This window comes from Aquabacter sediminis (genome assembly GCF_028863665.1).
Classification (GTDB): domain Bacteria; phylum Pseudomonadota; class Alphaproteobacteria; order Rhizobiales; family Xanthobacteraceae; genus L1I39.
On record NZ_JARBFX010000003.1, the window covers coordinates 554,355 to 577,293 of the forward strand.

19 protein-coding genes are annotated in these 22,939 nt (G+C 67.3%); 10 read left to right on the plus strand and 9 right to left on the minus strand.

Features of this window, described 5'->3' with window-relative positions; translation table 11 throughout:
• The first annotated feature begins 57 nt into the window (after positions 1 to 57).
• Both PV781_RS08200 and PV781_RS08205 read left to right on the plus strand, forming a co-directional pair.
• Positions 58 to 435: a YidB family protein gene (locus tag PV781_RS08200; protein WP_274775139.1), complete on the plus strand. Its 378-nt coding sequence runs from the start codon at positions 58 to 60 to the stop codon at positions 433 to 435.
• A 93-nt stretch (positions 436 to 528) separates the two neighbouring features.
• On the plus strand, positions 529 to 1,233 hold the full coding sequence (locus PV781_RS08205; RefSeq protein WP_274775140.1) for an SDR family oxidoreductase: 705 nt from the start codon (positions 529 to 531) through the stop codon (positions 1,231 to 1,233).
• A 12-nt stretch (positions 1,234 to 1,245) separates the two neighbouring features.
• Here the strand turns inward: PV781_RS08205 and queD are convergent, their stop codons facing one another.
• Positions 1,246 to 1,602 carry a 6-carboxytetrahydropterin synthase QueD gene (gene queD, locus PV781_RS08210; protein WP_274775141.1) on the minus strand — a complete coding sequence of 119 codons (357 nt, stop codon included), beginning with the start codon at positions 1,600 to 1,602 and terminating at the stop codon, positions 1,246 to 1,248.
• A complete protein-coding gene (queE, locus tag PV781_RS08215; RefSeq protein ID WP_274775142.1) occupies positions 1,599 to 2,231 on the minus strand; it encodes a 7-carboxy-7-deazaguanine synthase in 633 nt (210 codons plus the stop codon). The genes queD and queE overlap by 4 nt, the downstream gene beginning before the upstream one ends.
• A 232-nt stretch (positions 2,232 to 2,463) precedes the next feature.
• On the opposite strand from queE, the gene PV781_RS08220 reads away from it, so the two are divergent.
• Positions 2,464 to 3,411 (plus strand): ring-cleaving dioxygenase, encoded by a 948-nt coding sequence (locus PV781_RS08220; RefSeq protein ID WP_274775143.1) that lies wholly within the window; start codon positions 2,464 to 2,466, stop codon positions 3,409 to 3,411.
• Positions 3,412 to 3,773: 362 nt separating this feature from the next.
• On the opposite strand, the gene PV781_RS08225 is transcribed toward PV781_RS08220, so the two are convergent.
• Positions 3,774 to 4,958: a PIN domain-containing protein gene (locus tag PV781_RS08225; RefSeq protein ID WP_274775144.1), complete on the minus strand. Its 1,185-nt coding sequence runs from the start codon at positions 4,956 to 4,958 to the stop codon at positions 3,774 to 3,776.
• A 416-nt stretch (positions 4,959 to 5,374) separates the two neighbouring features.
• On the minus strand, positions 5,375 to 6,394 hold the full coding sequence (locus PV781_RS08230) for an acyltransferase family protein (RefSeq protein WP_274775145.1): 1,020 nt from the start codon (positions 6,392 to 6,394) through the stop codon (positions 5,375 to 5,377).
• 225 nt (positions 6,395 to 6,619) lie between these two features.
• On the opposite strand from PV781_RS08230, the gene mutL reads away from it, so the two are divergent.
• The 3 genes from mutL to PV781_RS08245 all read left to right on the plus strand — a co-directional run bounded on the left by mutL (position 6,620) and on the right by PV781_RS08245 (position 13,576).
• A complete protein-coding gene (mutL, locus tag PV781_RS08235) occupies positions 6,620 to 8,521 on the plus strand; it encodes a DNA mismatch repair endonuclease MutL (protein WP_274775146.1) in 1,902 nt (633 codons plus the stop codon).
• A gap of 420 nt (positions 8,522 to 8,941) precedes the next feature.
• The gene (locus tag PV781_RS08240; RefSeq protein ID WP_274775147.1) at positions 8,942 to 12,670 is read left to right on the plus strand and encodes a vitamin B12-dependent ribonucleotide reductase; all 3,729 of its coding nucleotides are present in this window, start codon (positions 8,942 to 8,944) and stop codon (positions 12,668 to 12,670) included.
• A 189-nt stretch (positions 12,671 to 12,859) separates the two neighbouring features.
• The gene (locus PV781_RS08245) at positions 12,860 to 13,576 is read left to right on the plus strand and encodes a DUF2161 domain-containing phosphodiesterase (RefSeq protein ID WP_274775148.1); all 717 of its coding nucleotides are present in this window, start codon (positions 12,860 to 12,862) and stop codon (positions 13,574 to 13,576) included.
• An 87-nt stretch (positions 13,577 to 13,663) separates the two neighbouring features.
• On the opposite strand, the gene PV781_RS08250 is transcribed toward PV781_RS08245, so the two are convergent.
• On the minus strand, positions 13,664 to 14,299 hold the full coding sequence (locus PV781_RS08250; RefSeq protein WP_274775149.1) for a trimeric intracellular cation channel family protein: 636 nt from the start codon (positions 14,297 to 14,299) through the stop codon (positions 13,664 to 13,666).
• A gap of 223 nt (positions 14,300 to 14,522) precedes the next feature.
• Between PV781_RS08250 and greA the strand changes: the two genes are divergently transcribed.
• Complete coding sequence (gene greA, locus PV781_RS08255; protein WP_274775150.1) at positions 14,523 to 15,014, plus strand: transcription elongation factor GreA; 492 nt, start codon at positions 14,523 to 14,525, stop codon at positions 15,012 to 15,014.
• 223 nt (positions 15,015 to 15,237) lie between these two features.
• On the plus strand, positions 15,238 to 17,247 hold the full coding sequence (locus tag PV781_RS08260; protein WP_274775151.1) for an FUSC family protein: 2,010 nt from the start codon (positions 15,238 to 15,240) through the stop codon (positions 17,245 to 17,247).
• Between the two features lie 3 nt (positions 17,248 to 17,250).
• On the opposite strand, the gene PV781_RS08265 is transcribed toward PV781_RS08260, so the two are convergent.
• The 4 genes from PV781_RS08265 to PV781_RS08280 are packed head-to-tail and all read right to left on the minus strand — an operon-like array spanning position 17,251 to position 20,625.
• Positions 17,251 to 17,997 (minus strand): maleate cis-trans isomerase family protein, encoded by a 747-nt coding sequence (locus PV781_RS08265; RefSeq protein ID WP_274775152.1) that lies wholly within the window; start codon positions 17,995 to 17,997, stop codon positions 17,251 to 17,253.
• A 15-nt stretch (positions 17,998 to 18,012) separates the two neighbouring features.
• Positions 18,013 to 18,786 carry an ABC transporter ATP-binding protein gene (locus PV781_RS08270; RefSeq protein ID WP_274775153.1) on the minus strand — a complete coding sequence of 258 codons (774 nt, stop codon included), beginning with the start codon at positions 18,784 to 18,786 and terminating at the stop codon, positions 18,013 to 18,015.
• A 3-nt stretch (positions 18,787 to 18,789) separates the two neighbouring features.
• Positions 18,790 to 19,599 carry an ABC transporter permease gene (locus PV781_RS08275; RefSeq protein WP_274775154.1) on the minus strand — a complete coding sequence of 270 codons (810 nt, stop codon included), beginning with the start codon at positions 19,597 to 19,599 and terminating at the stop codon, positions 18,790 to 18,792.
• A gap of 15 nt (positions 19,600 to 19,614) precedes the next feature.
• A complete protein-coding gene (locus tag PV781_RS08280) occupies positions 19,615 to 20,625 on the minus strand; it encodes an ABC transporter substrate-binding protein (protein WP_274775155.1) in 1,011 nt (336 codons plus the stop codon).
• A gap of 178 nt (positions 20,626 to 20,803) precedes the next feature.
• Here PV781_RS08280 and PV781_RS08285 point away from each other — a divergent pair, with 178 nt between their 5' ends.
• Together PV781_RS08285 and PV781_RS08290 are read left to right on the plus strand one after the other, a co-directional pair.
• Positions 20,804 to 21,562 (plus strand): GntR family transcriptional regulator, encoded by a 759-nt coding sequence (locus tag PV781_RS08285; RefSeq protein ID WP_274775156.1) that lies wholly within the window; start codon positions 20,804 to 20,806, stop codon positions 21,560 to 21,562.
• Positions 21,559 to 22,938, plus strand: a complete 1,380-nt coding sequence (locus PV781_RS08290; protein ID WP_274775157.1) for an amidohydrolase family protein — start codon at positions 21,559 to 21,561, stop codon at positions 22,936 to 22,938. Before PV781_RS08285 ends, PV781_RS08290 begins: the two co-directional genes overlap by 4 nt.
• Position 22,939: the final 1 nt, after the last annotated feature.

Sequence of the window (22,939 nt, forward strand, 5' to 3'; positions counted from 1 at the left end):
CGGCGGCGCGTTCGCGCTTTTTGGTCGACCGTACAAGGATCAGAAGGAAGACGGCCCATGGCCCTGTTCGACAAGCTCAGCGGCGGGCTGGGCGGCCTCCTCAATTCCGGCCTTGCGGGCGCGATGATGTCCGGCCTGCCGGCCAAGCTCCAGGCGGCGCTGGCCGCCAGCCCCTATGGCGACCTCGACGGACTGCTGGAGCGCTTCCGCGAGGCGGGCTTTGGCGAGGAGGTGGCCTCCTGGCTGTCGCAGGGCGAGAATCGTCCTCTCACCCGCGAGCAGATCATGGAGGCGGTGGACCCCATGACCATGGGGGACCTGGCCGCCGCCATCGGCGTGCCCGCGCCCATGCTGCCGGGACTGATGGCGCAATATTTGCCCGTGGTGGTCGACAAATTGAGCCCCCACGGCACGCTGGAAATGCCCAAGCTCTGATCTGCCGGCCGCCTTGACGAAAGGCGCGAATTGGCGCCCAAGACCTGCCGAAGGGCGGCACGTTCCGCCGCCCGCACAGGCAGGGAGGCACCCTTGGGCGATCAGAAGGTGGCGGTGGTGACGGCCGGCGGCTCCGGCATGGGGGCTGCGGCGGCAAAGCGGCTGGCGGCGGACGGCTTCAAGGTGGCCATCCTCTCCTCCTCCGGCAAGGGCGAGGCGCTCGCCGCCGAGCTGGGCGGCGTGGGCGTCACCGGCTCCAACCAGTCCAATGACGACCTCAAGCGCCTGGTGGACCTGACCGTCTCCAGCTTCGGCCGCATCGACGTGCTGGTGAACAGCGCCGGCCACGGTCCCCGCGCCGCCATTCTCGACATCACCGACGAGGACTGGCACCGGGGCATGGACACCTATCTCCTCAACGTCATCCGCCCGACCCGGCTGGTGACGCCGATCATGCAGGCGCAGAAGGCGGGCGCCATCATCAACATCTCCACCGCCTGGGCCTTCGAGCCGAGCCCCATGTTCCCCACCTCGGCGGTGTTCCGGGCGGGGCTCGCCTCCTTCACCAAGCTGTTCGCGGACACCTATGCGCCCGACAATGTGCGTATGAACAATGTGCTGCCCGGCTGGATCGACAGCCTGCCCCAGCAGGACGCCCGCCGCGACGCCGTGCCCATGGGCCGCTACGGCACCTCGGCCGAGATCGCCGCCACCATCGCCTTCCTTGCCTCGGAGGGCGCGGGCTACATTACGGGGCAGAACATCAAGGTGGATGGCGGGCTCATGCGCTCCGTCTAGAGCCCGGCCCCCTCAGCGCCCCTCATATTCCGCCCAGGAGAGGGGCGTCTCGAACACCCGCACGGTGGCGAGCGGCGGCAGGAGCGGCTTGGCGCGGTCCCAGATCCAGATGGCGATGTTCTCGGCGGTGGGGTTTTCCAGCCCCTCCACCTCGTTGAGGCAATAATGGTCGAGCCGCTTCAGCAGCGGGTCGAACACCGCCTCCACGTCGAAGAAATCCACCACGAACCCCGTATGGGCATCCACCTCGCCCTCCAGCACCAGTTCCACCCGGTAGGAATGGCCGTGCATGCGGAAGCAGCGGTGGGTCTGGGGCACGTTCGGCAGGCGGTGGGCCGCCTCGAAGGTGAAGGCCTGGGTGATCTTCATGGGATGCCGACCATCTTGTGAGTCTGGACGGAGAGGCGCCAGTGCGGGTGGTCGAGGCAATAGGCCACCGCCGCGGCGGTGTTCTCGGCGCGCGCCGGGCCGTCCATGGGTTGCAGGAAGAAATGGGTGAAGGCGAGGCCCGCCATATCAGCCGGGTCGAGCCCCGCCTGCGGATAGACCAGCTTCAATTCCTGGCCGGCGGTGAGATTGAGCGCCGCGCCCGCCTTGGGGCTGACGCAGATCCAGTCGATGCCGGCGGGCGGCAGCAAGGTGCCGTTGGTCTCGATGGCGATCTCGAAGCCTTCCGCGTGGGCGGCTTCAACGAGCGCGTCATCCAGCTGCAGCAGCGGCTCGCCACCGGTGAAGACCACCAGCCGCCGTGCCCGCTCCGGCCCCCAGACGCGGGCGAGCGCCGCCGCCAGGACGGCCGCGTCCGCAAAGCGCCCGCCGCCTTCGCCATCCAGGCCGACAAAATCCGTGTCGCAGAAGCGGCACACGGCCTCAGCGCGATCCTCTTCGCGCCCCGACCACAGGTTGCAGCCGGCGAAACGGCAGAACACCGCCGCCCGACCCGCCTGGGCGCCCTCGCCCTGGAGGGTCTTGAACATTTCCTTCACCGCATAGGACATGGGCCAAGCCCATATCGCCGCAGGGGCGCGGAGGGAAGCCTCTGAATGGTCGGCCATGCCGCCTCGCAAGCCCCGTTTGCGAAAGCGCAGATCGCAATCCCGGTTATGAGCCCCTAACTGTGCATCAACGCCCTCGACACGCCGTGCCCGCCCCCAAAGCGGGAACCGGCGGGCGAGGGCTCCCCTTCCCCCTCCGACGGCTCAGGCCGATCGGAGACGCAGGAGACGCACCATGCAGCTCACCGGCATTCACCACCTCACCGCCATCACGGCGGATGCGGCCTATAACCACCATTTCTACACCGACACGCTGGGCCTGCGCCTCGTCAAGAAGACGGTGAACCAGGACGACACCTCCGCCTACCACCTGTTCTATGCGGACGGCGAAGCCAATCCCGGCACCGACATCACCTTCTTCGACTGGCCGGCGGCGCCCGAGCGGCGCGGCACCCATGCCATCGTGCGCACCGGCCTTCGGGTGCGCGATGAGGCGGCGCTGGAGTTCTGGGCCGGACGGCTGAAGGAGAAGGGCCTCGCCACCTCCGGCCTCATCAGCCGCGACGGGCGCACCGTGCTGGATTTCGAGGACAAGGAAGGCCAGCGCCTGACCTTGCTCGCCGATGGCGGCACCGGCCCCGGCGTGCCGTGGGAGAAGAGCCCCGTGCCCGCCGATCACCAGATCCGCGGCCTTGGCCCCATCACCCTCTCGGTGCCAGACCTTGCCCCCACCGATGCGGTGCTGACCCATGTGATGAACATGCGCCAGGCCCGCATCTACCAGGCCGAGGGCGCGGACGTGGCCGTCTATGAGATGGGCGAAGGGGGCCCGGCCGCCGAGCTTCACGTGCGCATCGAACCCAAGCTCCGCCCCGCCGGCCAGGGCGCGGGCGGCGTGCACCATGTGGCCTTCCGGGTGCCGGATTTTGCGCAATACGACGCCTGGGCCGAGCGCCTCGCTTCCCTGCGCGTGCCCTCCTCCGGCCCCGTGGACCGCTTCTATTTCCGCAGCCTCTATTTCCGCGAGCCCAACGGCATCCTCTTCGAACTCGCCACCGACGGCCCCGGCTTTGCCACCGACGAGCCGCTGGAGACCCTGGGCGAAAAGCTGTCCTTGCCGCCCTTCCTGGAGGGGCGCCGGGCGCGGATCGAGGCGGGGTTGAAGCCGTTGGTTACGGTGTGAGGATGGGGAGCGGGCGGCTCTAGGAGGGGCCGCCTGCGGTGGGGTCGCGACAGAAGCGGTTATTCTTGGAAGCGTTCATGCAGGTCTGCTCCGGACCCCGTTGCGGTCGTTCAGCTTGCCTTGCCCGCAGCCTGAAAACGGTCGAAAGGCATCCGAATAACGCCTTGAACGGGGCCGGTGAAGGACGGTCTGTTATCGGACGACGTAAAGGTCTAGCGGCCGTTCCAGTGTCAGCCGAACTGCATCGCATGGTTAGCCGTCGCCGCAGCCCATCTGCCTTCAGCGACCCTGTTAAACAGCCGTAACGAGGGATGCCGAACACACTGAGATTGGTCGTGTAGGCGACGGAAGTCGAGCCGAGATCACCGTTGCTCGTCGCTATCATCGTAGTATTCGTCAGGCTCGAACACATCGACGTCGCCAAGTTCAACGTCGATTCCATTCAGGTCGATTTCACATGACGCAAGTTCGATCTCCTGATCCTCACTTCCTAGATCGTGCATCCTGACCGTGACCGTAGCGCGGACATCATGAATTTCATCGACCTCGACCGATCGTCCGCCCATGCTGACTGATTCCCGATCGACGCTATCCCAAACAGAGAAATTCAACTCGACATGCACGCGCAGTTCAAGCTGGATAGGCATGCTCAGAACCGCGGTTACAATACCTCCCTCATCGGGATCGCTTGTCTCGATAATGTCTACATCGGCATCGTCTGCCCATTCGACCTTTCGCAACTCTGTGCCATAGGGAATCGCATCCAATTCACCAGACGTTGCATATCCGTTCACATCGACATCGAGATTGGTGATCACTCCTTCAAGTTCTTTTCGGATTTCAGCACGACCATCGCTATCTGCCGCAAGCCAACCTAAGATCGACTGCCTGACTACGAGCGGCGGATCATTGAGGAGCGCCAGCGCTGTTTCGAGTTCGGGCACGAGATAGAGACGCTGCGATTGTTCGCAGAATTTTCGCCAATCACCGTCTTTGGAGACGACCAAGAAAGATTTTTCGCGTAGGCGGGCTGTTGCTTCCAAAGCATGGAGCGCCAAAGCGTCGGGGAATTCATCTTTCTTTTTACCCGTACCGAACGGCGCCTGTCCACCGAAGTAGCCGTCGAACAGTTCCTTGGTCGTGACCAAGTCCTCGTCCGGCAGAATTTCACATCCCGTGTTCTGGACGTATTGCGCGAAACGCGTTTGAGCTGCTCCTGTAGCTGTTTGCCCTCCAGTGATTAGATCCAGTATATGATCTCTGGTGGGCTGGACCGTTTCAAACGCGTAGAGGGCCTCCCCAATTGCCTTGCGAACATTACGGAAGGCATCTTCGGCGCTTTTCTCAAGATGGCTGACAATCTCTTTGGCGACGGTGCCGGACAGCAGGAAATCGAATGGTCTATTGTTAAGGATAGCGACAGTTGCAAGTGGGGCGGCGCTAAGTTGTAGGCCTTTCTCGTCGAAAATATTGGTGTCGATCGAGAGCGCTGAGATTGATTGATTCCGCAAAATATTGCGCAACTCAATTTCTGGCACAATAGGCATTCAGTGATGTTCCAAACATGTGATGACCGTTGATACGTCGTGGGCGCAGCAAAGCAGAACGAACGACTGACATTGGGGGCGCGTCGCGGTCAAGTCAGCAGACGATCTGAATGGCCACTTTCGCAAATTCGTCGCCCGAAACCAGCCTGTCCGCAAACCACCCCATCTCAGATGCTCCCCCATCCCACCCCTTGCCCTCTGCCCTATACTGCCCGCTCCCATCCCCTTGAGTCGGAGCGTCCGCGCATCCCATGCCCCTCCGTCGCCTACCCCCCATCCTGATCGACCGCCTCGCCGCCGGCCCGGTGGTAGAGCGGCCGGCGGCCTAGGGAAGGTCGGGCGGGACGACGCCGGATGCTCCCGCGAGCACCATCGCAGGGCGCCCAAGCGCCCCCCCCCCCGCCCCCTCGCCCCCCTCACACCACCGCCGCCCGCTTCCCCCGCCCCGACAAAGCCCGCGTGAGCGGCGCCTCCACCCAGTGGTGGACGAGGAGACCCACCAGGCTGGCGGAGATCAGGGCGGTGGCGATCCAGCTGGTAAATTGCAGCCAGCCATAGGGCATATGGTGCACGAACACCGCGCGCAGCACGAAGATGAACAAAGCGTGGGTGAGATAGATGGAATAGCTGGCATCCCCCAGCCGGTGCAGCAGGCGGCAGTTCCAGCGGGCAAGGCCCGGCTCGTTGGCAAGGCCGCCCAGCACCACGAGCGGAGCGCCGAGGAAGAGGAGGAGGTCCTCCGCCCGCCCGCCAAAGGCAATGGCAAGAAGGATGAGGGCGCCCCCCAGCGGCAGGCAGAAGCCCCATCGGGTCAGGTCGCGGGTGTCGTACATCCAGCCGATGAACAGCCCCATGAGGAAATAAAGCAGGATATAGTCCGTATAGGTCAGCAGCACCGGCCCGCTCACCGCCACCAGCGCGCCCACTGCCACCAAGGCCAGGATGACGACGCTGTTGACCAGCACCACCGCGCCGAATGCCAGGGACAGGGCGAAGATGGCGTAGAAGAACATCTCGTAATTCAGCGTCCATCCGGGGATGAGGATGGGCCACAATTCATCCGGCCATTTCAGCGAATAATGGGGAATGAAGAAAAGCGAATAGACATAGCTCATGAAGAACTCATGGGCCCGCGGCGCCCAATCCTGCACCTTGTAGAGCAGAACCGCCGCGATGGTGGTGCAGATCCAATAGAGCGGCACCACCCGCACGATGCGGCGATAGAGGAAGCGGAGCGGGGTCTCCGTGCGGCCCACGCGATACATGATGAAGCCGCTGATGACGAAGAAGACATAGACGCCGGCCACCCCGATATTGAAGCCGCTCAAGGGATCGAACAGGCCGGGATCGGGGTTGCGCGCATGGTGCAGCACCACGGTGAGCGCCGCGAGCGCGCGCAGATATTGAATGGAGACGATGGTCCTTGATCCCGTCATCGGCTGTTGGCCCCCGCCTGCCTGCCGCCTTCCGCATGCGGCCTGTCACCGTGCGGCAAAGGTTAAGGCGGGGAAGCTGGCGCGGGGAATGAACAAAAATAGCCCGGTGCGCCCGACAGTGCCCTTTCGCACGGGACCCCGGCACGGGCGGCGCGGAGGGCCTATACTGGCGCCTCGGTTGTTCCGAGTCGCCCCGCTTGCCCCTGTCCCGTTTCGAGCCGCCTTATGCCCATCCGCCGCCTGCCCCCCATCCTGATCGACCGCATCGCCGCCGGCGAGGTGGTGGAGCGGCCGGCCGCCGTGGTGAAGGAATTGGTGGAGAATGCGCTGGATGCAGGCGCCAAATCCATCGAGGTGGTGATCGATGGCGGCGGGCGGCGGCTGATCCGGGTGGCCGATGACGGCTCCGGCATGGGGCCGGACGAACTGGCGCTCTGCGTGGAGCGGCACGCCACCTCCAAGCTGCCGGACGAGGATCTGCTCGCCATCTCCACTTTGGGGTTCAGGGGGGAGGCTTTGCCCTCCATCGGCTCGGTGGCGCGGCTTTCCATCACCTCGCGCCTGAAGGGCGCGCCACATGCCTTCGAGATCAAGGTGGAGGCCGGGGTTGTCGGCGCGGTGCGGCCGGCGGCGCTCAGCGCCGGCACGCGGGTGGAGGTGCGCGACCTCTTCTTCGCCACCCCGGCGCGGCTGAAATTCCTGAAATCCGATCGGGCGGAAGCAGCCGCCGCCACCGACGTGGTGCGCCGCCTGGCGCTGGCCCGTCCGGATGTGGCCTTCACTTTGGTCGCCGAGGAGCGCGGCCCCCTCACCTTTCCCGCCCGCGCCGATGACCCGGAAGGCCGCGCCGCCCGCATGGCCGATGTGCTGGGCGCCGAGGCCGGGCGCAATGTGATCCCGGTGGAGGGCGAGCGGGAGGGGGCGCGGCTCACGGGGCTTGCGGGCTTGCCCACCTTCTCCAAGGCCAATTCGCTGTCCCAATTCCTGTTCGTGAATGGCCGCCCGGTGCGCGACAAGCTGCTCATGGGCGCGGTGCGCGGCGCCTATGCGGACCTGCTGCCGTCCGACCGGCATCCGCTGCTCGCCTTGTTCATCACCCTCGATCCGCGCGAGGTGGATGTGAATGTCCACCCGGCCAAGACCGAGGTGCGGTTCCGCGATGGCGGCAACATCCGCGCCCTCATCGTGCGCACCCTCTCCACGGCCTTGGCCGAGCGTGCCCCCAGCACCGCCGCCACCATGGCGGACCGCCTGGTGGCGCTTGCCCGCGCGCCGGAACTGGAAGCGGGGCCGGCGGCGTCCGCCCTGCCCCCCGGCCTCCCCCGCCCGCTCCCCCGCCCCGATGGCGGCTGGTCCGGCCGGTTCCGGGCGCCCGAGCCCCTGCCCGCCGGCGGCCATGACTGGCGCACCTCCCCCGCCCGGCCGCTGGTGGCCGATCCCGTGGCCGCCGCCGTGCTGGCGGAGCCGGTGCAATCGGCCTTCGAGCTGGGCGCGCCCTCCGTGGATGCCCGCCCGGCTTTCGCACCGGTGGAGGCGGCTGATCTCGACCGGCCGCTGGGCGCCGCGCGGGCGCAATTGCACGAGACCTATATCGTCGCCCAGACCCGCGCCGGCATGGTGCTGGTGGACCAGCACGCCGCCCATGAGCGGCTCGTCTATGAGAAATTAAAGCACGCCCTGGAGCGCGACGGGGTCGCCCGCCAGGGGCTCCTGGTGCCCGTGGTGGTGGATCTCGACCCGGCGGAGGCCGATCGCCTCGCCGAGCGGGCGGGCGATCTGGAGCGGCTCGGCCTGGTGCTCGAATCCTTCGGCCATGGCGCGGTGCTGGTGCGCGAGGTGCCGGCGCTGCTGAAGGAGGCCGACACCACCCGCCTGGTGCGCGACCTCGCCGAGCATGCGGCGGAATGGGACGATGCCTTGCCCCTGGAGCGCCGCCTCCTGCACGTGGCCGCCACCATGGCCTGCCACGGCTCCGTGCGCGCCGGCCGCCGCCTGCGCTTGGAAGAAATGAACGCCCTCCTGCGGGAGATGGAAGCGACCCCCAATTCCGGCGAGTGCAATCACGGCCGGCCCACCTTCGTCACGCTCTCGTTGTCGGACGTGGAGAAACTGTTCGCGCGTCGGTAGCGGGGCCAATCCCCCGCATGACGCGCGAAAGACACACCGCGCGATTGTTGGTTCGCCGGCTGTGGATGACGTGCATAACGCTGGGGCCCCGGGGCCGGCCTTGTCCACAGGCCCAAAGAGGCCGAAACCCGCGTCGGGCCAAGGACGTTTACGACTTGTTAACAGGGATGGCGCGACTATATTTAGTAGGCAGCCAACGAAGGGAGCCCCCAAATCTGTGTTTGACGGCGGCGCCAGACTCGCTCTAGCGTCCACCTCCTCGACAGCGGGACACATTGGCCGAAGGCCGGTATTCACCCACTGTCGGTTCCAAACACAGCAGTCCGGTCTCCGGGACGGCGCGAGCCGTCGTACCCGCGCGTTTGCGTTCGGCTGCCGCCATCTTTGCTGAATGCCCTTGGGGGGCTGAGGAGTCTCGATATGCGCGTCGAACGCCGCTACACCACGGCCGGACAGTCGCCCTATGCCGGCATCGCCTTCCGCGAGACCGTCAGCGAGATCCGCAATCCGGATGGCTCGGTGGTCTTCCGGCAGGAAGGCATCGAGGTGCCCGCGCACTTCTCTCAAGTTGCGAGCGACATCCTGGCGCAGAAGTATTTCCGCCGTGCGGGCGTGCCCTCGCGCCTGAAGAAGGTGGAGGAGAATGCCGTCCCCTCCTTCCTGTGGCGCGCCAAGGCGGACCTGGATGCGCTGGCCTCCCTGCCCGTGGACAAGCGCTATGGCGGCGAGATCTCGGCCAAGCAGGTGTTCGATCGCCTGGCCGGCACCTGGACCTATTGGGGCTGGAAGGGCGGCTATTTCGACAGCGAGGCCGACGCGCAGGCCTTCTTCGACGAGCACCGCTACATGCTGGCCATGCAGATGGTCGCCCCCAATTCCCCCCAGTGGTTCAATACCGGCCTGCACTGGGCCTATGGCATTGACGGCCCCGGCCAGGGCCATTTCTACGTGGACCATGTGACCGGCGAGGTCCATGCCTCCACCTCCGCCTATGAGCGGCCCCAGCCCCATGCCTGCTTCATCCAGTCGGTCGGCGACGATCTGGTGAATGAAGGCGGCATCATGGACCTGTGGGTGCGCGAGGCGCGCCTGTTCAAGTATGGCTCCGGCACCGGCACCAATTTCTCGTCCCTGCGCGGCGAGGGCGAGAAGCTCTCCGGCGGCGGGCGCTCGTCCGGGCTCATGAGCTTCCTGAAGATCGGCGACCGCGCGGCGGGCGCCATCAAGTCCGGCGGCACCACCCGCCGCGCCGCCAAGATGGTGGTGGTGGATGCGGATCATCCAGACATAGAGGCCTATGTGGACTGGAAGGTGGTGGAGGAGCTGAAGGTCTCCGCCCTCGTCACCGGCTCCAAGCTCAATGCCAAGCACCTGAAGGCCGTGCTCAAGGCCTGCGTGAATTGCGAGGGCGCGGGGGATTCCTGCTTCGACCCGGAGAAGAACCCGGCCCTGAAGCGCGAGATCCGCGCCGCCCGCAAGGCCCATGTGGCCGATGCCGCCATCCGGCGCATCATTCAGTATGCCCGTCAGGGCTATACGGACATCGACATCGACATCTACGACACCGATTGGGACGGCGACGCCTACCTGACCGTCGCCGGCCAGAATTCCAACAATTCGGTGCGCGTGACCGACGCCTTCCTGCGCGCCGTGGAAGCGGACGCGGATTGGGAGCTGATCCGCCGCACCGACGGCAAGGTGGCCAAGACCATCAAGGCCCGCGAGCTGTGGGAGAAGATCGGCGCCGCCGCCTGGCATTGCGCTGATCCCGGCATCCAGTTCCACACCACGGTGAATGACTGGCACACCTGCCCGGCGGGCGGCGAAATCCGCGCCTCCAATCCGTGCTCGGAATATATGTTCCTGGACGACACGGCCTGCAATCTGGCCTCGCTGAACCTGCTTCAGTTCCGCGACGCCGAGAAGCGCTTCGACGTGGAGAGCTTCGAGCATGCGGTGCGGCTGTGGACCGTGGTGCTCGAAATCTCGGTGCTGATGGCGCAGTTCCCCTCGCGCCGCATCGCCGAACTGTCCTACGAATACCGCACGCTGGGCCTGGGCTATGCCAATATTGGCGGGCTGCTCATGTCGTCGGGCATTCCCTATGACTCGGCCGAGGGCCGCGCCATTTGCGGCGCCATCTCCGCCATCATGACCGGCATCTGCTATGCCACCTCGGCCGAGATGGCCAAGGAGCTGGGCACCTTCCCGGCCTATGAGGCCAATGCCGAATCCATGGCCCGCGTCATCCGCAACCATCGCCGCGCCGCCCATGGGGAGGCCGCTGGCTATGAGGGCCTCGCCGTCGACCCGGTGCCGCTGGACCATGCGTCCATCAAGGATGCGCGCCTGTCCGCCCATGCCCGCACGGCCTGGGACAAGGCGGTGGAGATGGGCGTCCTGCACGGGTACCGCAACGCCCAGGTCTCGGTGATCGCCCCCACCGGCACCATCGGCCTGGTGATGGATTGCGACACCACCGGCATCGAGCCCGACTTCGCGCTGGTGAAGTTCAAGAAGCTGGCCGGCGGCGGCTATTTCAAGATCATCAACCGCGCCGTGCCGGAAGCGCTGCGTGCGCTCGGCTATGGCGAGGCGCAGATCGCCGAGATCGAGGCCTATGCGGTGGGCCACGGCTCGCTCGCCCAGGCCCCGGGCATCAACCACACCACGCTGAAGGCCAAGGGCTTCGACGAGGCGGCGATCCAGAAGGCGGAAAGCGCGGTCAAGAGCGCCTTCGACATCAAGTTCGCCTTCAACCGCTGGACCTTCGGCGAGGAGTTCCTGGCCAAGACGCTGGGCGTGGCACCGGCGCAGTTGGCGGACCCCAAGTTCGACCTGCTGGCGCACCTGGGCTTCACCAAGGCCGAGATCGATGCCGCCAACGTCCATGTGTGCGGCGCCATGACGCTGGAAGGTGCGCCCTTCCTGAAGGCCGAGCACCTGCCGGTGTTCGACTGTGCCTCCCCCTGCGGGCGGCTCGGCAAGCGCTTCCTCTCGGTGGAGAGCCACATCCGCATGATGGCGGCGGCGCAGCCCTTCATTTCCGGCGCCATCTCCAAGACCATCAACATGCCCAATGACGCGACGGTGGAGGACTGCAAGTCCGCCTACCTCCTGTCCTGGCGCCTGGCGCTGAAGGCCAACGCGCTCTATCGCGACGGCTCCAAGCTCTCCCAGCCCCTCAACGCCCAATTGGTGGCGGACGAGGAGGACGAGGACGATGCGGTGGAGGCCCTGGTGGCCCAGCCCGCCGCCGCCCGCACCGCCTCGGTGACCGAGAAGATCGTCGAGCGCGTGGTGGAGCGCATCGTCGAGCACCGGGTGCGCGAGCGCGAGAAGATGCCCGACCGCCGCAAGGGCTATACCCAGAAGGCGGTGGTGGGCGGCCACAAGGTCTATCTGCGCACCGGCGAATATGATGACGGCCGCATCGGCGAGATCTTCATCGACATGCACAAGGAGGGCGCGGCGCTCCGCTCGCTCCTCAACAACTTCGCCATCGCCATCTCGCTCGGCCTGCAATATGGCGTGCCGCTCGAGGAATATGTGGACGCCTTCACCTTCACCCGCTTCGAGCCGGCCGGCCCGGTGCAGGGCAACGACACCATCAAGTACGCCACCTCGATCCTGGACTATGTGTTCCGGGAACTGGCGGTGTCCTATCTGGCGCGCAGCGACCTCGGCCATGTGGACCCCGCCGACACCGGCTTCGACGCCCTCGGCAAGGGCGTGGAAGAAGGCAAGGCGCCCTCGGCTGCAGCGGCCCGCATCGTGTCCAAGGGCCTGGTGCGCGGCAAGACGGTGAACCTGCTGGCCCAGGCCATGGCGCAAGCCGAGCCCCGCGCCTCTTCGGACAAGGTCACGGTGCTGCGCGCCCGGACCGACGGCGCCACCGCGCTCAAGTCCGAGCCAGAGCCCGAGGCCCTGCTGGAGGTGGATGCCGAAGCGGTGGAAGAAGCCGCCACCAGCGTCATGGACAAGCAGCTCCCCTGGAGCCCCAAGGCCCGCGCCGCCGAGCGCCGGGCAGAGGCCCGCGCCAAGGGCTATGAGGGCGAAGCTTGCCCCGAATGCATGAACTTCACGCTGGTGCGCAACGGCACCTGCCTGAAGTGCGACACCTGCGGCTCCACCACCGGCTGCTCGTGATCCTCACAGCTTAGGGCGCCCGGACTGGGCGCCCTGAAGCCTGTCTGATGACGACCCTTCGAAAACCTTGGGCATCCCCCTGCCACGAGGCGGGAACTGGCCGGCATGTGCCGGCCTTTTGCCGTTTCGAAACCACTGGTGGGCCAGGGTCCGCGTCGGCCCGCAAAGCGTGACGTTGGAGGCGCGGCGTTGGAGACTTCCCTTTACGAGCCCGTCAAGCGCTTCCTGGAGCAGCTCGGCTACGCCGTGAAAGGCGAGGTCGGGCATTGCGACATGGTGGGTGTGCGCGACGACGATTCCCCCGTCGTGGTCATCTGCGAACTGAAGATGGCCTTCAACCTGGAGCTCATCCTCCAGGGCGTGGACCGCGCGACCATGGGGGACGAGATCTGGCTGGCGGCGCAACTCTCCGCCCGCGGCAAGGGGCGGGAAAGCGATCCGCGCTACCGCAATCTCTGCCGGCGCCTGGGCTTCGGCCTGCTGGGCGTGTCGGCCGCCGGCCGCGTCGACATCCTCGTCTCCCCCGTCGCCCCCCTGCCCCGAAAGGATGCCAAGCGCCGCTCCAGGCTGATGGAGGAGCACAAGAAGCGCCAGGGCGACCCGGTGGCGGGCGGCGGCACGCGCAAGCCCATCATGACCGCCTACCGTCAGCAGGCGCTGGCGTGCGCCGCCGCCATGGCCGCCGCGCCGCAAAGGCCGCGCGATCTCAAGCCCACCTGCCCGGATGCGCAGAAAATCCTGCGCCGCAACGTCTATGGCTGGTTCGAACGGGCGGAGCGCGGCGTCTATGGGCTGACGGACCTGGGGCGCAGCGCGCTGGCCTCCTGGCTGCCGCAGGCTGCGCCGTCTGGCACCCTGCTGACCGGGGACGCCACCACCCGCGTTGCACCGCCGCCCTCAGAGTGACCCCCGCTGCCCCGGCCGGAGACGACGCGGTTCGTCCGCCCCGCCCTTTTGCGCCCGGCCAGGGTCTTCGCGACGCGATAGACCGCATCAGCCCCCAGGCGGCCCCTGGACCTGACGCGCGCGGGGCAGGTGCCAGCCGCGATAGATCGCCATCAGGCGCAGGAAGAAGCAGGCCGCGGCCCCCGCCAGCAAGGTGAGCAGCACCGGCACCCCGAACTGATGCCCCACCGCCACGATCGCCCCACCCGCCAGCGCCGCCACCGCATAGATGTCGGCGCGCAGCACGATGGGGATCTGCGCGGTCAGGACGTCGCGCATCATGCCGCCGCCGATCCCGCTCACCATGCCCAGGACGACGGCCATGGCCGGCGTGATGCCGAACTCCAGCGCCTTCTGGGTGCCGGTGACCGCAAATATGCCGAGGCCCACCGCATCGAACAGCAACACCGGGAAGCGCAGCCGCGCAATGAGGGAGGGGAAGCAGAAGGTGAAGAGCCCCGCCGCCACCGCAATGGCCGCAGGCTGCCAATAGGCGATGGATTCAGGGGGAATGGCCCCGATCACCACATCGCGCACGATGCCCCCCGCCACCGCCGTGACGAAAGCCAGGACCAGGGCGCCGAACAGATCCATGTTCCGCTGGCCGGCCACCACCGCGCCGCTGATGGCAAAGACCGCAGTGCCAATGATGTTGAGGACATCCACGATGTCGCTTTCGGCCAAAGGCGTGTCTTTCCCTGAAAGGCGTGGCGGCGCCTCAATTCATATGGCCTGGTTCCGGCCATGCCAATGGCAGTTGCCGGATCGGTTGTGCGCGTGCCCCATCACCGCCCGGACAGATTGGAGGATCTTCACCCGCCCGGGGTGGCGCCTCTTGGCCCGAGACCCTATCTCTTCTCCTTCAGCCTCATATGCGCGTCCTCCAGCCCAGGAAACCGCCGCACTCATGTCCGTTGCCTTCACACGCGAAAACGACCTGGAAGCCACCGCCGCCGACCTGCCGGACCGTCCCATTTCGCCCCATCCCAACCTGGTGACGGCAACCGGACTGGCGGCTTTGGACGCGGCATTGGCGCAGGCGCGGGCGGATTATGCAGCGGCGCAGTTGGGCGATGTCCAGGCGGACCGCACCGCCATGGCGCGGGCGACACGGGATTTGCGTTATTTCAGTGCCCGCCGGGCCACTGCCCAATTGGTCGAGCCCCCCACCGACGCCAGCACCGTGCAGTTCGGCACCCGCGTGACGCTGGACCGGGAGGATGGGCGGCGGCAGGTGTTCCGCATCGTCGGCGAAGACGAGGCGGACCCGGCCGCGGGCACGGTGTCTTACGTCTCCCCCCTCGCCCATGCGGTCATGGGCAAGAGCGTAGGCGACGTGGCGATGGTGGCCGGGCGCGAGGTGGAGATCATCGCCATCGCGGCCGTGAGCGAGGGGTGACACGGGGCGAGGCCAGAGCATCCTTGACCTGGCGCGCCTGACCCGGCGCGCCCTCCGGCACGCGGCGACACCGCCAATTGCTCCTGATGCAGGACCAGAGGACACGAGCCCGGCCGGACCGGTTCCCTCCGCCGGGATCGCCGTCTAAGACGGGGATGGGAGAGAGGCGGTCTCCTCGACGCTCCAGCTCTCCCATTTCGCATCGGCACGAACGCGGGCGGGCATGGAACGAACCGGCCAAGGGGGACGCGAGGCAAAGGTCACCCGCTGGCCCGCGCGGGTGCGCCTGCTGGCGGCGGATCTCCTCGTCTTCGATGCCCGCCGGCTCCATTGGGCGCTCGCCGCGCGGGGCATGGCCGGCCTGCTGGTGCCGCTGCTGCTGGCTCACGCCCTCCCCTGGCCTGACCTCGTGTGGACCGGCATTGGCGCCTTCCTCATCGCCATCGGCGATTGCATGGACGATGGCGACCGCCGGCAGGCCCTGCGCATCCTGGCCGGAACGGTGCTGGGCGCCCTCGCGCTCGCCACGGGCATCCTGGCCGGCGGGAGCCTGCCCTTCGCGGTGGCCGGCATGTTCGCCTGGGGGATCATCGCCGCGCTCATGGGCGCCTATGGCGCCGCGTTCGGCGTGATGGCCCTGCCGGTGGCCTGGGCCTATGTGCAGATGGGACTGCCGGCGACCGACCACTCGCTCGTCCGTGCAGGAACGCTCGCCGCCTATTTCGCACTCGGTGGCCTCCTCACCCTCGGCCTCACCCTGGCGCTTCCCCTGGGGCGGCCCCGGACGGTGCTGGACCGGCAGGTGGCCGGCTGTTTCCGGCTTCTGGCGCGCTACATGGCGGGAGAGGCGGCGGAGGGACCGGAGACGCCCGAGGCGCGCATGCGCGCGGCCATCGCCGAGGCCCGGCGGGTGGCGCTGGAGATGCGTCCCGACGGCGGCACGCGCGAAACGCGGGGCCTCGCCCTCGCCTTGATCGCCCATGCCGACCAGATGTTCTCACTCACAAGCGCCCTTCGGGTCTCAGGCGGCGATGTGCCTCCGGACATGGCCTCGGCGATCTCGCGCATGGCGGCGGCGATCGAGACCCATCGCATCCCCGCCGACCTTGTCCCGCCTTTGCCCGCTCCTGGCGAGACGGTGTCCGACCTCGGAGGCGATCGGGCCCGCGCCCTGGAGGCGCGCCTACGGTCCACTCTTCGCGCCAGCATCCTGCTGCTTAACGGCGCGCCGGACGCGTCAGGACCAGTGGACGGCCCGGCGCAGCAGCCCTCGGCGGTCGGCCTCCTGGCGCCCCTGCGCCCGGTTCTGGACTGGCGCACGCCGCTCGCCCGACACGCGCTGCGCTATGGGGTGGTGACGGCGGCGGCGGTGGTGGTGTTCTGGCTGTTCCCCCGCCCCTTCGGCTATTGGGTGCCCCTGACGGTGACGGTGGTGCTCAAACCCACGGCGGCGCTGACGGTGCTGCGCGCGCTCCAGCGGGTTGGGGGCACCTTGCTGGGCCTGGGCATCGGTCTCCTCGCCATGCCCTGGCTCACCGACCTGACGCTCCAGCTCGCCTTCGCCTCGACCTGCTTCACATTGCTGCTGGCGGTGCTGCCGCTCAATTACGGGCTCGCCATCGTCTTCCTGTCCGCCGGGCTGATCCCCTATGAGCATGTGCTCTTTCCCGGCATCGACCAGGACCTCGGCGCCCTGCGCCTGCTCGCCACCCTGATCGGCGCGGGACTTGCGTTGCTAGGCTGCCACCTGCTGTGGCCGAGCTATGAGCATCGCGGCGTGCCGGCCCTGCTGTCGGCCGCCTGCGCCGCCATGGCCGATTATGCCAATGGGGTGCTGGCGCGCCTGGAGGGGTGCGAGAGCGCCGATGTGCTGGAGGGGCGGCGTCGCGCCGGCGATGCCATGAGCGCGCTCCAAGGCGCGCTGCGGCGCGGCCTCACCGAAATCGGCGGCGACGGACCGACTTTGGCGCGGATCGCCGAGGCAAGCCACCGGCTCCAGGCCCTGTTCATCGGCCTCAACGGCCTGATGCAGGCGGAGGTGGAAACGCCGCTCGATCCCGCCTTCCGCCCTGCCTTCACCTTCCGCCTCGCCAGCGCCTGCACGGCGGAAGCGGTGACGGCGCCTCTGCCCGCCGCGATGGGAACCGGGCCCCTGGCGGCTCGGCTGGAAGACCTGGTCCGCACCCTGGATGCGCTGCAGGCCGTCGCCCAAGCGGTGCCGCGGCGACCGTGAGGCTCAGGCGAAGTCGCGGAACAGGCTGCCCCAGCCAGTCACCCGGGCGGGATCGACGCCGGCCAGCACGAGGCTCTTCCAGAGCACGGTGGCGATGGTGTCGTAGATGGGGATGCCGATTTCAGCTTCCAGCTTTTCCACCAGCGGTGCCGCGCGCAGGTTGGTGCACATGACGCCGATGGCATCGGGCTTTTCCAAAGCCACCGTGCGGATCATCCGGGTGAGCGTTTCAGCCGAGACCTCCGAGAAGGAGAAATTGTCCTGGATGCGCAGATGCTCGTCCCCCGCGCAGGCCATGCCGAGGCGGGCATAATTGGCGATGATCTTCTCCTGCACGTCGTCCAGATAGGGCGTCACGAAGCCGAGCCGCGTCACGCCCCGCCGCTCCAGCACCTCATTGAGCGCCAGCATGGAGGTGGTGGCCTTGATGCCGGTCGCCCCGGTGATGCGTTCGCACAGGCGCTCATCCGCCTCGAAGCCGAGCCAGCCGGACGAGGTGCCGTTCCAGCCGATTACCTCCACCTTGGCATGGGCGAGCAGCTCCGCCGCGCGCAGGATCTCGGTGTCGTCGAACTGGGCGAGCGCGCGGTCGGAGAGCGCGATCTCGGTGACCTTGAAGCGGCCGAAATGCACGGACACCTCGGGCAGCCCGGCCACCATGGCCTGGGTGACGGGCTCCAGCACCGTGTTGGAGGACGGGGTGAGCATGCCGAGAAGCACGCGCTTTTGGGCGACGTTGGACGTGGACATGGGAACTTCCCAGTTTCAGGAGGAGGCGTCCGCCGCGCGGCCGGGGCGCAGCAGATGAAGAATGTGGCGCTTGGCCTCGTTGAAGGCCGGGCCGGTGATGTCGCGGGGGCGCGGCATGTGGATCGGGATCACCTCGGAGATGCGGCCGGGCCGTGCCGACATGACCACCACGTGCGAGCCCAGCGTGAGAGCCTCGTCGATGCCGTGTGTGACGAAGACGATGGTGCCCTTGTTGGTCTCCCAGATGCGGATCAGCTCGTTCTGCATGTCCATGCGCGTCTGCTCGTCCAGCGCGCCGAACGGCTCGTCCATGAGGATGACGCCGGGATCCATCAGCAGCGCCCGGGCAATGCCGACGCGCTGGTTCATGCCGCCGGACAATTCGGCGGGATAGTGGTTCTCGAAGCCAGTGAGGCCGACGAGGTCGATATAGATCTGCGCCTGCTCCCGCCGCACCGACTTGGAGGCGCCGCGCATCTTCAGGTGGAACGCCACATTCTCCCACACCGGCAGCCAGGGCATGAGATTGGCCTGCTGGAACACCACGCCCCGGTCCGCGCCGGGCCCGGTCACCGTCTGCCCGTCCACCGCGATGGTGCCGGAGCTGGGCTTGTCGAAGCCGGCGATCATGTTGAGCAAGGTGGACTTGCCACAGCCGGACGGGCCCAAGAGGCAGATGAAGTCGTTGCGCTTCACCGAGAGGCTGACATCGCAGAGCGCGGTGACATCGCGCTGCCGCACCTTGTCGGTGAACACCTTCGAGACCTTGGAGATTTCGATATTGCCCATGGCTCAGCCCTCGCCCTGCAGGGTGGTGCCGCGCTGCCAGCGCAAGGCGCGGGCCATGACGAGGCGGATGGCGAGATCGCTCAGGAAGCCGAGCAGGCCGATGGAGGCCATGGCGGCAATGACGATGTCGTAGCGCAGGAAATAATAGGCGTCCCACAGCACGTAGCCGACGCCGCTCTTCACCGCCACCATCTCGGCGGTGACGGTGAGCATCCAGGCCGAGCCGATGGCGATGCGCAGCCCGGCGAAGATGGAGGGGAGCGCGGCCGGCATGACGATGTACCACAGCAATTGCCGCTGCCCGCCTCCCACCATGGCCCCCGCCCGGATGAGGTTGCGGTCACAGGTCTTCACGCCATGGATGGTGTTCAGCAGGATGGGGAAGAAGGCGCCCAGGAACACCAGGAAGATGGCCGGCTTGTCCGCGATGCCGAACCAGATGATGGCGAGCGGAATCCACGAGACGGGGGGGATGGGCCGCAGCATCTGCAAGGTGGGCTCGATGGTCACCTCGATGAAGCGGGACCAGCCGATGGCCACGCCCACCGCGACCCCGATGAGCGTGGCGATGGCAAAGCCCGCCGCCACGCGGGCGGCGCTGGCGGCGGCGTCGAAAATCCACCGGCCGGCATAGCTCTGGGTGTTGCCGTCGGTGTTGAACACCCAGTCCGCCCAGGCCCAGACCACGGCGGAGGGAGCCGGAAGAAGGGCCGGTGGCAGCGCGCCCGAGCGGGAAAACATCTCCCAGCCGGCGAGGATGAGGACTGGAACCACATAGCGTTCCAGCCGCACGTAGGAGAAAAATGCGCGCATGCCGCCGGTCCCGTCTCAGTAACCGAGGTCAGACTTAGGCTTGCCGGTGGCCTGTTCCAGGAAGGTGTAGTTCATGTTCTCCTCCACCTTCTTGGTCACGTCAGTGTTGATGTATTTCAGGTCGCGCATCATGTCGGCGATGGCGGCGGCCTGGGCGCGGTGCATCTTGTAGTCGGGATAGAGGTTGATGATGGCCCCATCGGCCACGCTCTTGTCGAGGCCGGTCACCTTGGTGATGACGCCCTGCCAGAGCACGTGGTCGGCATCGAGCTTCTCGTCCAGGGCGACGACGCCCTTCACCACGGCGGCCACCGCCTTGGGCTCCTTGGCGATCACGTCGGAGCGGGTGACGATGAGGTTGGTGAGTTTTCCGGCGGCCTGGTCATAGGGATAGGCGAACAGCTTGGCGGCCTTGGCCTGGAGGATCTGGGTGGCGAAGGGCTCCACGGTGCAGATCATCTCCACCTCGCCCCGGCGCAGCGCCTGGATGTGGTCGGAGGGGTTGGGGATGTTGATGAACTGGACGTCCTTGTTGACGTCGATGCCCTGCTTGGCGAGGGCGCCGCGCATGTGAATGTCCTGGGCATTGCCGCGGGAGGCGGCGACGCGGAACGGCTTGCCCTGGGCCTTGTAGCTGGCGATCAGCGCCTTCAGGGCGGCCCAGTCATTCTCCGGCAGCGGCAGGTCGTTGGCCACCACGATGGTGGAGCCGCCCGAGATCTGGCCGGAAATGGCGACGAGGTCGAAGCCCTTGTCGAGGCCGGTGACGTAGTGAAGGTAGGTCACCTGCGCCACGTCGATGCTCTTGGAGACGAGGGCGGTGAGCACGTCATTGCCGGTGTTGAAGCCGATGGCTTCCACCTTCACGCCCTGCGTGTAGTCGGGCAGCAGCGACATGGGCACGCAATGGGCGCACTTGGCGTAGCCCACTTTCACGGGGGTTTCCTGGGCTTTCGCGACGGGGGCGGCGGCAAGCCCCGCCACCACGGCGGCCGCCAAGGCAAGGCGGGAGAAAAGGGTCTTCATCGGTTCTCGTCCTCTGACTGGTTGCTCCGACGAACGGGCCGCCGGAATTCCGCATTCGGTATGCGATCTTTGTTTTGTGTTTATGTTTCAATTGTATATGCTCCATTGATATTGATTTTAAAGCTGCTTCTATAGGCGATGGACGGAGAATATGCCCAAATTAGAGGCAAGTATTGATATGATGGAGGAAAAGGCGGAGCCCGTCGCGCGCCCCAAGGCGCGGTATAAGTTCAAGCCCGCCAAGCTGAAATTGTCCGGGTCCGAGGCGGCCCAGCCGCTCGCCACCGCCTCGCTGCACGACCAGTTGGTGGTGCGCCTGCGCCAGATGGTGCTGGAGGGCGAGATCGCCCCCGGCAGCCCGCTGCCCGAGCGCATGCTGTGCGAGACCTTCGGCGTCTCCCGCACGCCCTTGCGGGAGGCCTTCAAGGTGCTCGCCTCCGAGGGGTTGATGGAGCTGCGCCCCCATCGCACGCCGGTGGTGACGCCGGTGGACCGGGCGGAGATCGCCGCCGTGTTCCAGGTCATGGTGGCGCTTGACCACCTGGCGGCGGACCTGGCGTGTCGCGCCGCCGGGACGGGCGACCGCGACCGGCTGGAGGAGATGCACGCTATGCTCGCCGCCCACCACGCGGCCGGCGCCCGCGCTGCCTATTTCCGGCTGAACCAGGACATCCATGGGGAGATCACCCGGCTTGCCGGCAATCCGGTGCTCCAGGCCAATTGGAGTACGCTCTCCGCCAAGATCTACCGGGCCCGGGCGCAGGTGAACTACAACCCCCGCCGCTGGGTGGAATCCCTGGCCGAGCACGAGGCCTTCATGGCCCGCCTGCGGGCCGGCGACGCGCCGGGCTTCGCCGCAGCCATGGCCGACCACACCCGCCGCACCGCCGATGCCGTGCTGGCGAGCCTCGATGCCCAGGCGGAGCGCCCCGCGTGACCGCTTCCCTCGCAGTCCCACCCGCACCGCCCTCCCCGTGCGACCTCCTGGTGGAGGCGCGGGCGGCATTGCTGATGGACGCCGCCGGCACCATCGCCTCCCACGTGGCGCTGGCTATTGAGGGCGACCGCATCCGGGCCATCGGCCCGGTGGCAGAAATGACGGCCGCCTATGCCCCCAAACGCCGGCTCGGTTCTGCGCGGCACCTGGTGATGCCCGGCCTCGTCAACACCCACAACCACACCCCCATCATGGTGGTGCGGGGGATGATCGAGGATCGAAGCTTCGCCCCGGCCTATACGCCGGGCGTCCCGCAGGGCGACCAGATCTCGCACGAAGACGCCTATCTGCTGGCCCGCCTCGGCGCCTATGAGATGCTGCGCTTCGGCTCCACCACGGTGGTGGACTTCTATCGTCACCCCGAGGCGCTGGCCCAGGCGGCGCGCGAAACCGGCCTGCGCGCCTTCGTGGGCGGACGCATCATGGATGCGGATACAAGCGCCCTCGCCCGCCGGGAATGGAAGGCGGATGCTTCCCGGGGCGAGGCGACGCTGACGGAAGCCATGGACTTCGTCACGGCCTGGACGGGCCGCGATCCCCTGGTGACACCGGTGCTCGGGCCCCATGCGCCGGACACCTGCTCGCCGGACCTGCTGCGCATGGTCGCTGGCCTCGCGACGAAGCACGGCCTCATCCTGCACACCCATCTCCATCAATCGCCCATGGAGATCGAGGTGGTCGCCGCCCGCGACGGCATGCGGCCAGTGGAACTGATGGCTGAGACCGGCCTTCTCGGCCCGGCCTTGGTGGCGGGCCACTGCATCCATATGGACGAAACGGACAGGGCGCGCTTCGGCGCCTCAGGCGCCCATGTGGCTCATATTCCCGTGGGCAATGCCGCCCACGGCTCGGTGGCGCCCATCCTGGCGCTGCAGGAGGCGGGCGCCGCCATCTCGCTGGCCACCGACACCAAGTCCGGCGACATGTTCGAGGCCATGCGCATGGCGCTGGCCGGCACCCGCATCCGGGGTGCTGGCTTCTCCGTGACGTCCCAGGACGTGCTTGGCTGGGCCATCACCGGAGGCGCGGCAGCGCTCGGCCTTTCCGGCGTGGTGGGCACGCTGGCGCCGGGCTGGAAGGCGGACCTCGTGCTCCTCGACCTCGACGCGCCGAACCTTGCCCCCCTCATCGACGGGCCGGGCCTGGTGGTGCACAGCGCGCAGGGCGGCAATGTGGATGCGGTGGTGGTGGACGGGCGCGTGGTGCTGGAGCACGGGCGGCCCACATTGTTCGACGGCGCCGAAGTGATCGCCGCCGCCACGAAGGTGGCCCGCCGGCTCTGGGAAAAGGCTGGCCACCGTCCCGCCATCGCCTGAC

Coding starts and splice junctions, on each gene's coding strand:
- PV781_RS08240 (WP_274775147.1), top strand. CDS start 8,942: ATGCGCGTCGAACGCCGCTACACCACGGCCGGACAGTCGCCCTATGCC.
- PV781_RS08285 (WP_274775156.1), top strand. CDS start 20,804: ATGATGGAGGAAAAGGCGGAGCCCGTCGCGCGCCCCAAGGCGCGGTAT.
- queE (WP_274775142.1), bottom strand. CDS start 2,231: ATGTCCTATGCGGTGAAGGAAATGTTCAAGACCCTCCAGGGCGAGGGC.
- PV781_RS08200 (WP_274775139.1), top strand. CDS start 58: ATGGCCCTGTTCGACAAGCTCAGCGGCGGGCTGGGCGGCCTCCTCAAT.
- PV781_RS08260 (WP_274775151.1), top strand. CDS start 15,238: ATGGAACGAACCGGCCAAGGGGGACGCGAGGCAAAGGTCACCCGCTGG.
- PV781_RS08220 (WP_274775143.1), top strand. CDS start 2,464: ATGCAGCTCACCGGCATTCACCACCTCACCGCCATCACGGCGGATGCG.
- PV781_RS08275 (WP_274775154.1), bottom strand. CDS start 19,599: ATGCGCGCATTTTTCTCCTACGTGCGGCTGGAACGCTATGTGGTTCCA.
- PV781_RS08230 (WP_274775145.1), bottom strand. CDS start 6,394: ATGACGGGATCAAGGACCATCGTCTCCATTCAATATCTGCGCGCGCTC.
- greA (WP_274775150.1), top strand. CDS start 14,523: ATGTCCGTTGCCTTCACACGCGAAAACGACCTGGAAGCCACCGCCGCC.
- PV781_RS08270 (WP_274775153.1), bottom strand. CDS start 18,786: ATGGGCAATATCGAAATCTCCAAGGTCTCGAAGGTGTTCACCGACAAG.
- queD (WP_274775141.1), bottom strand. CDS start 1,602: ATGAAGATCACCCAGGCCTTCACCTTCGAGGCGGCCCACCGCCTGCCG.
- PV781_RS08225 (WP_274775144.1), bottom strand. CDS start 4,958: ATGCCTATTGTGCCAGAAATTGAGTTGCGCAATATTTTGCGGAATCAA.
- PV781_RS08280 (WP_274775155.1), bottom strand. CDS start 20,625: ATGAAGACCCTTTTCTCCCGCCTTGCCTTGGCGGCCGCCGTGGTGGCG.
- mutL (WP_274775146.1), top strand. CDS start 6,620: ATGCCCATCCGCCGCCTGCCCCCCATCCTGATCGACCGCATCGCCGCC.
- PV781_RS08265 (WP_274775152.1), bottom strand. CDS start 17,997: ATGTCCACGTCCAACGTCGCCCAAAAGCGCGTGCTTCTCGGCATGCTC.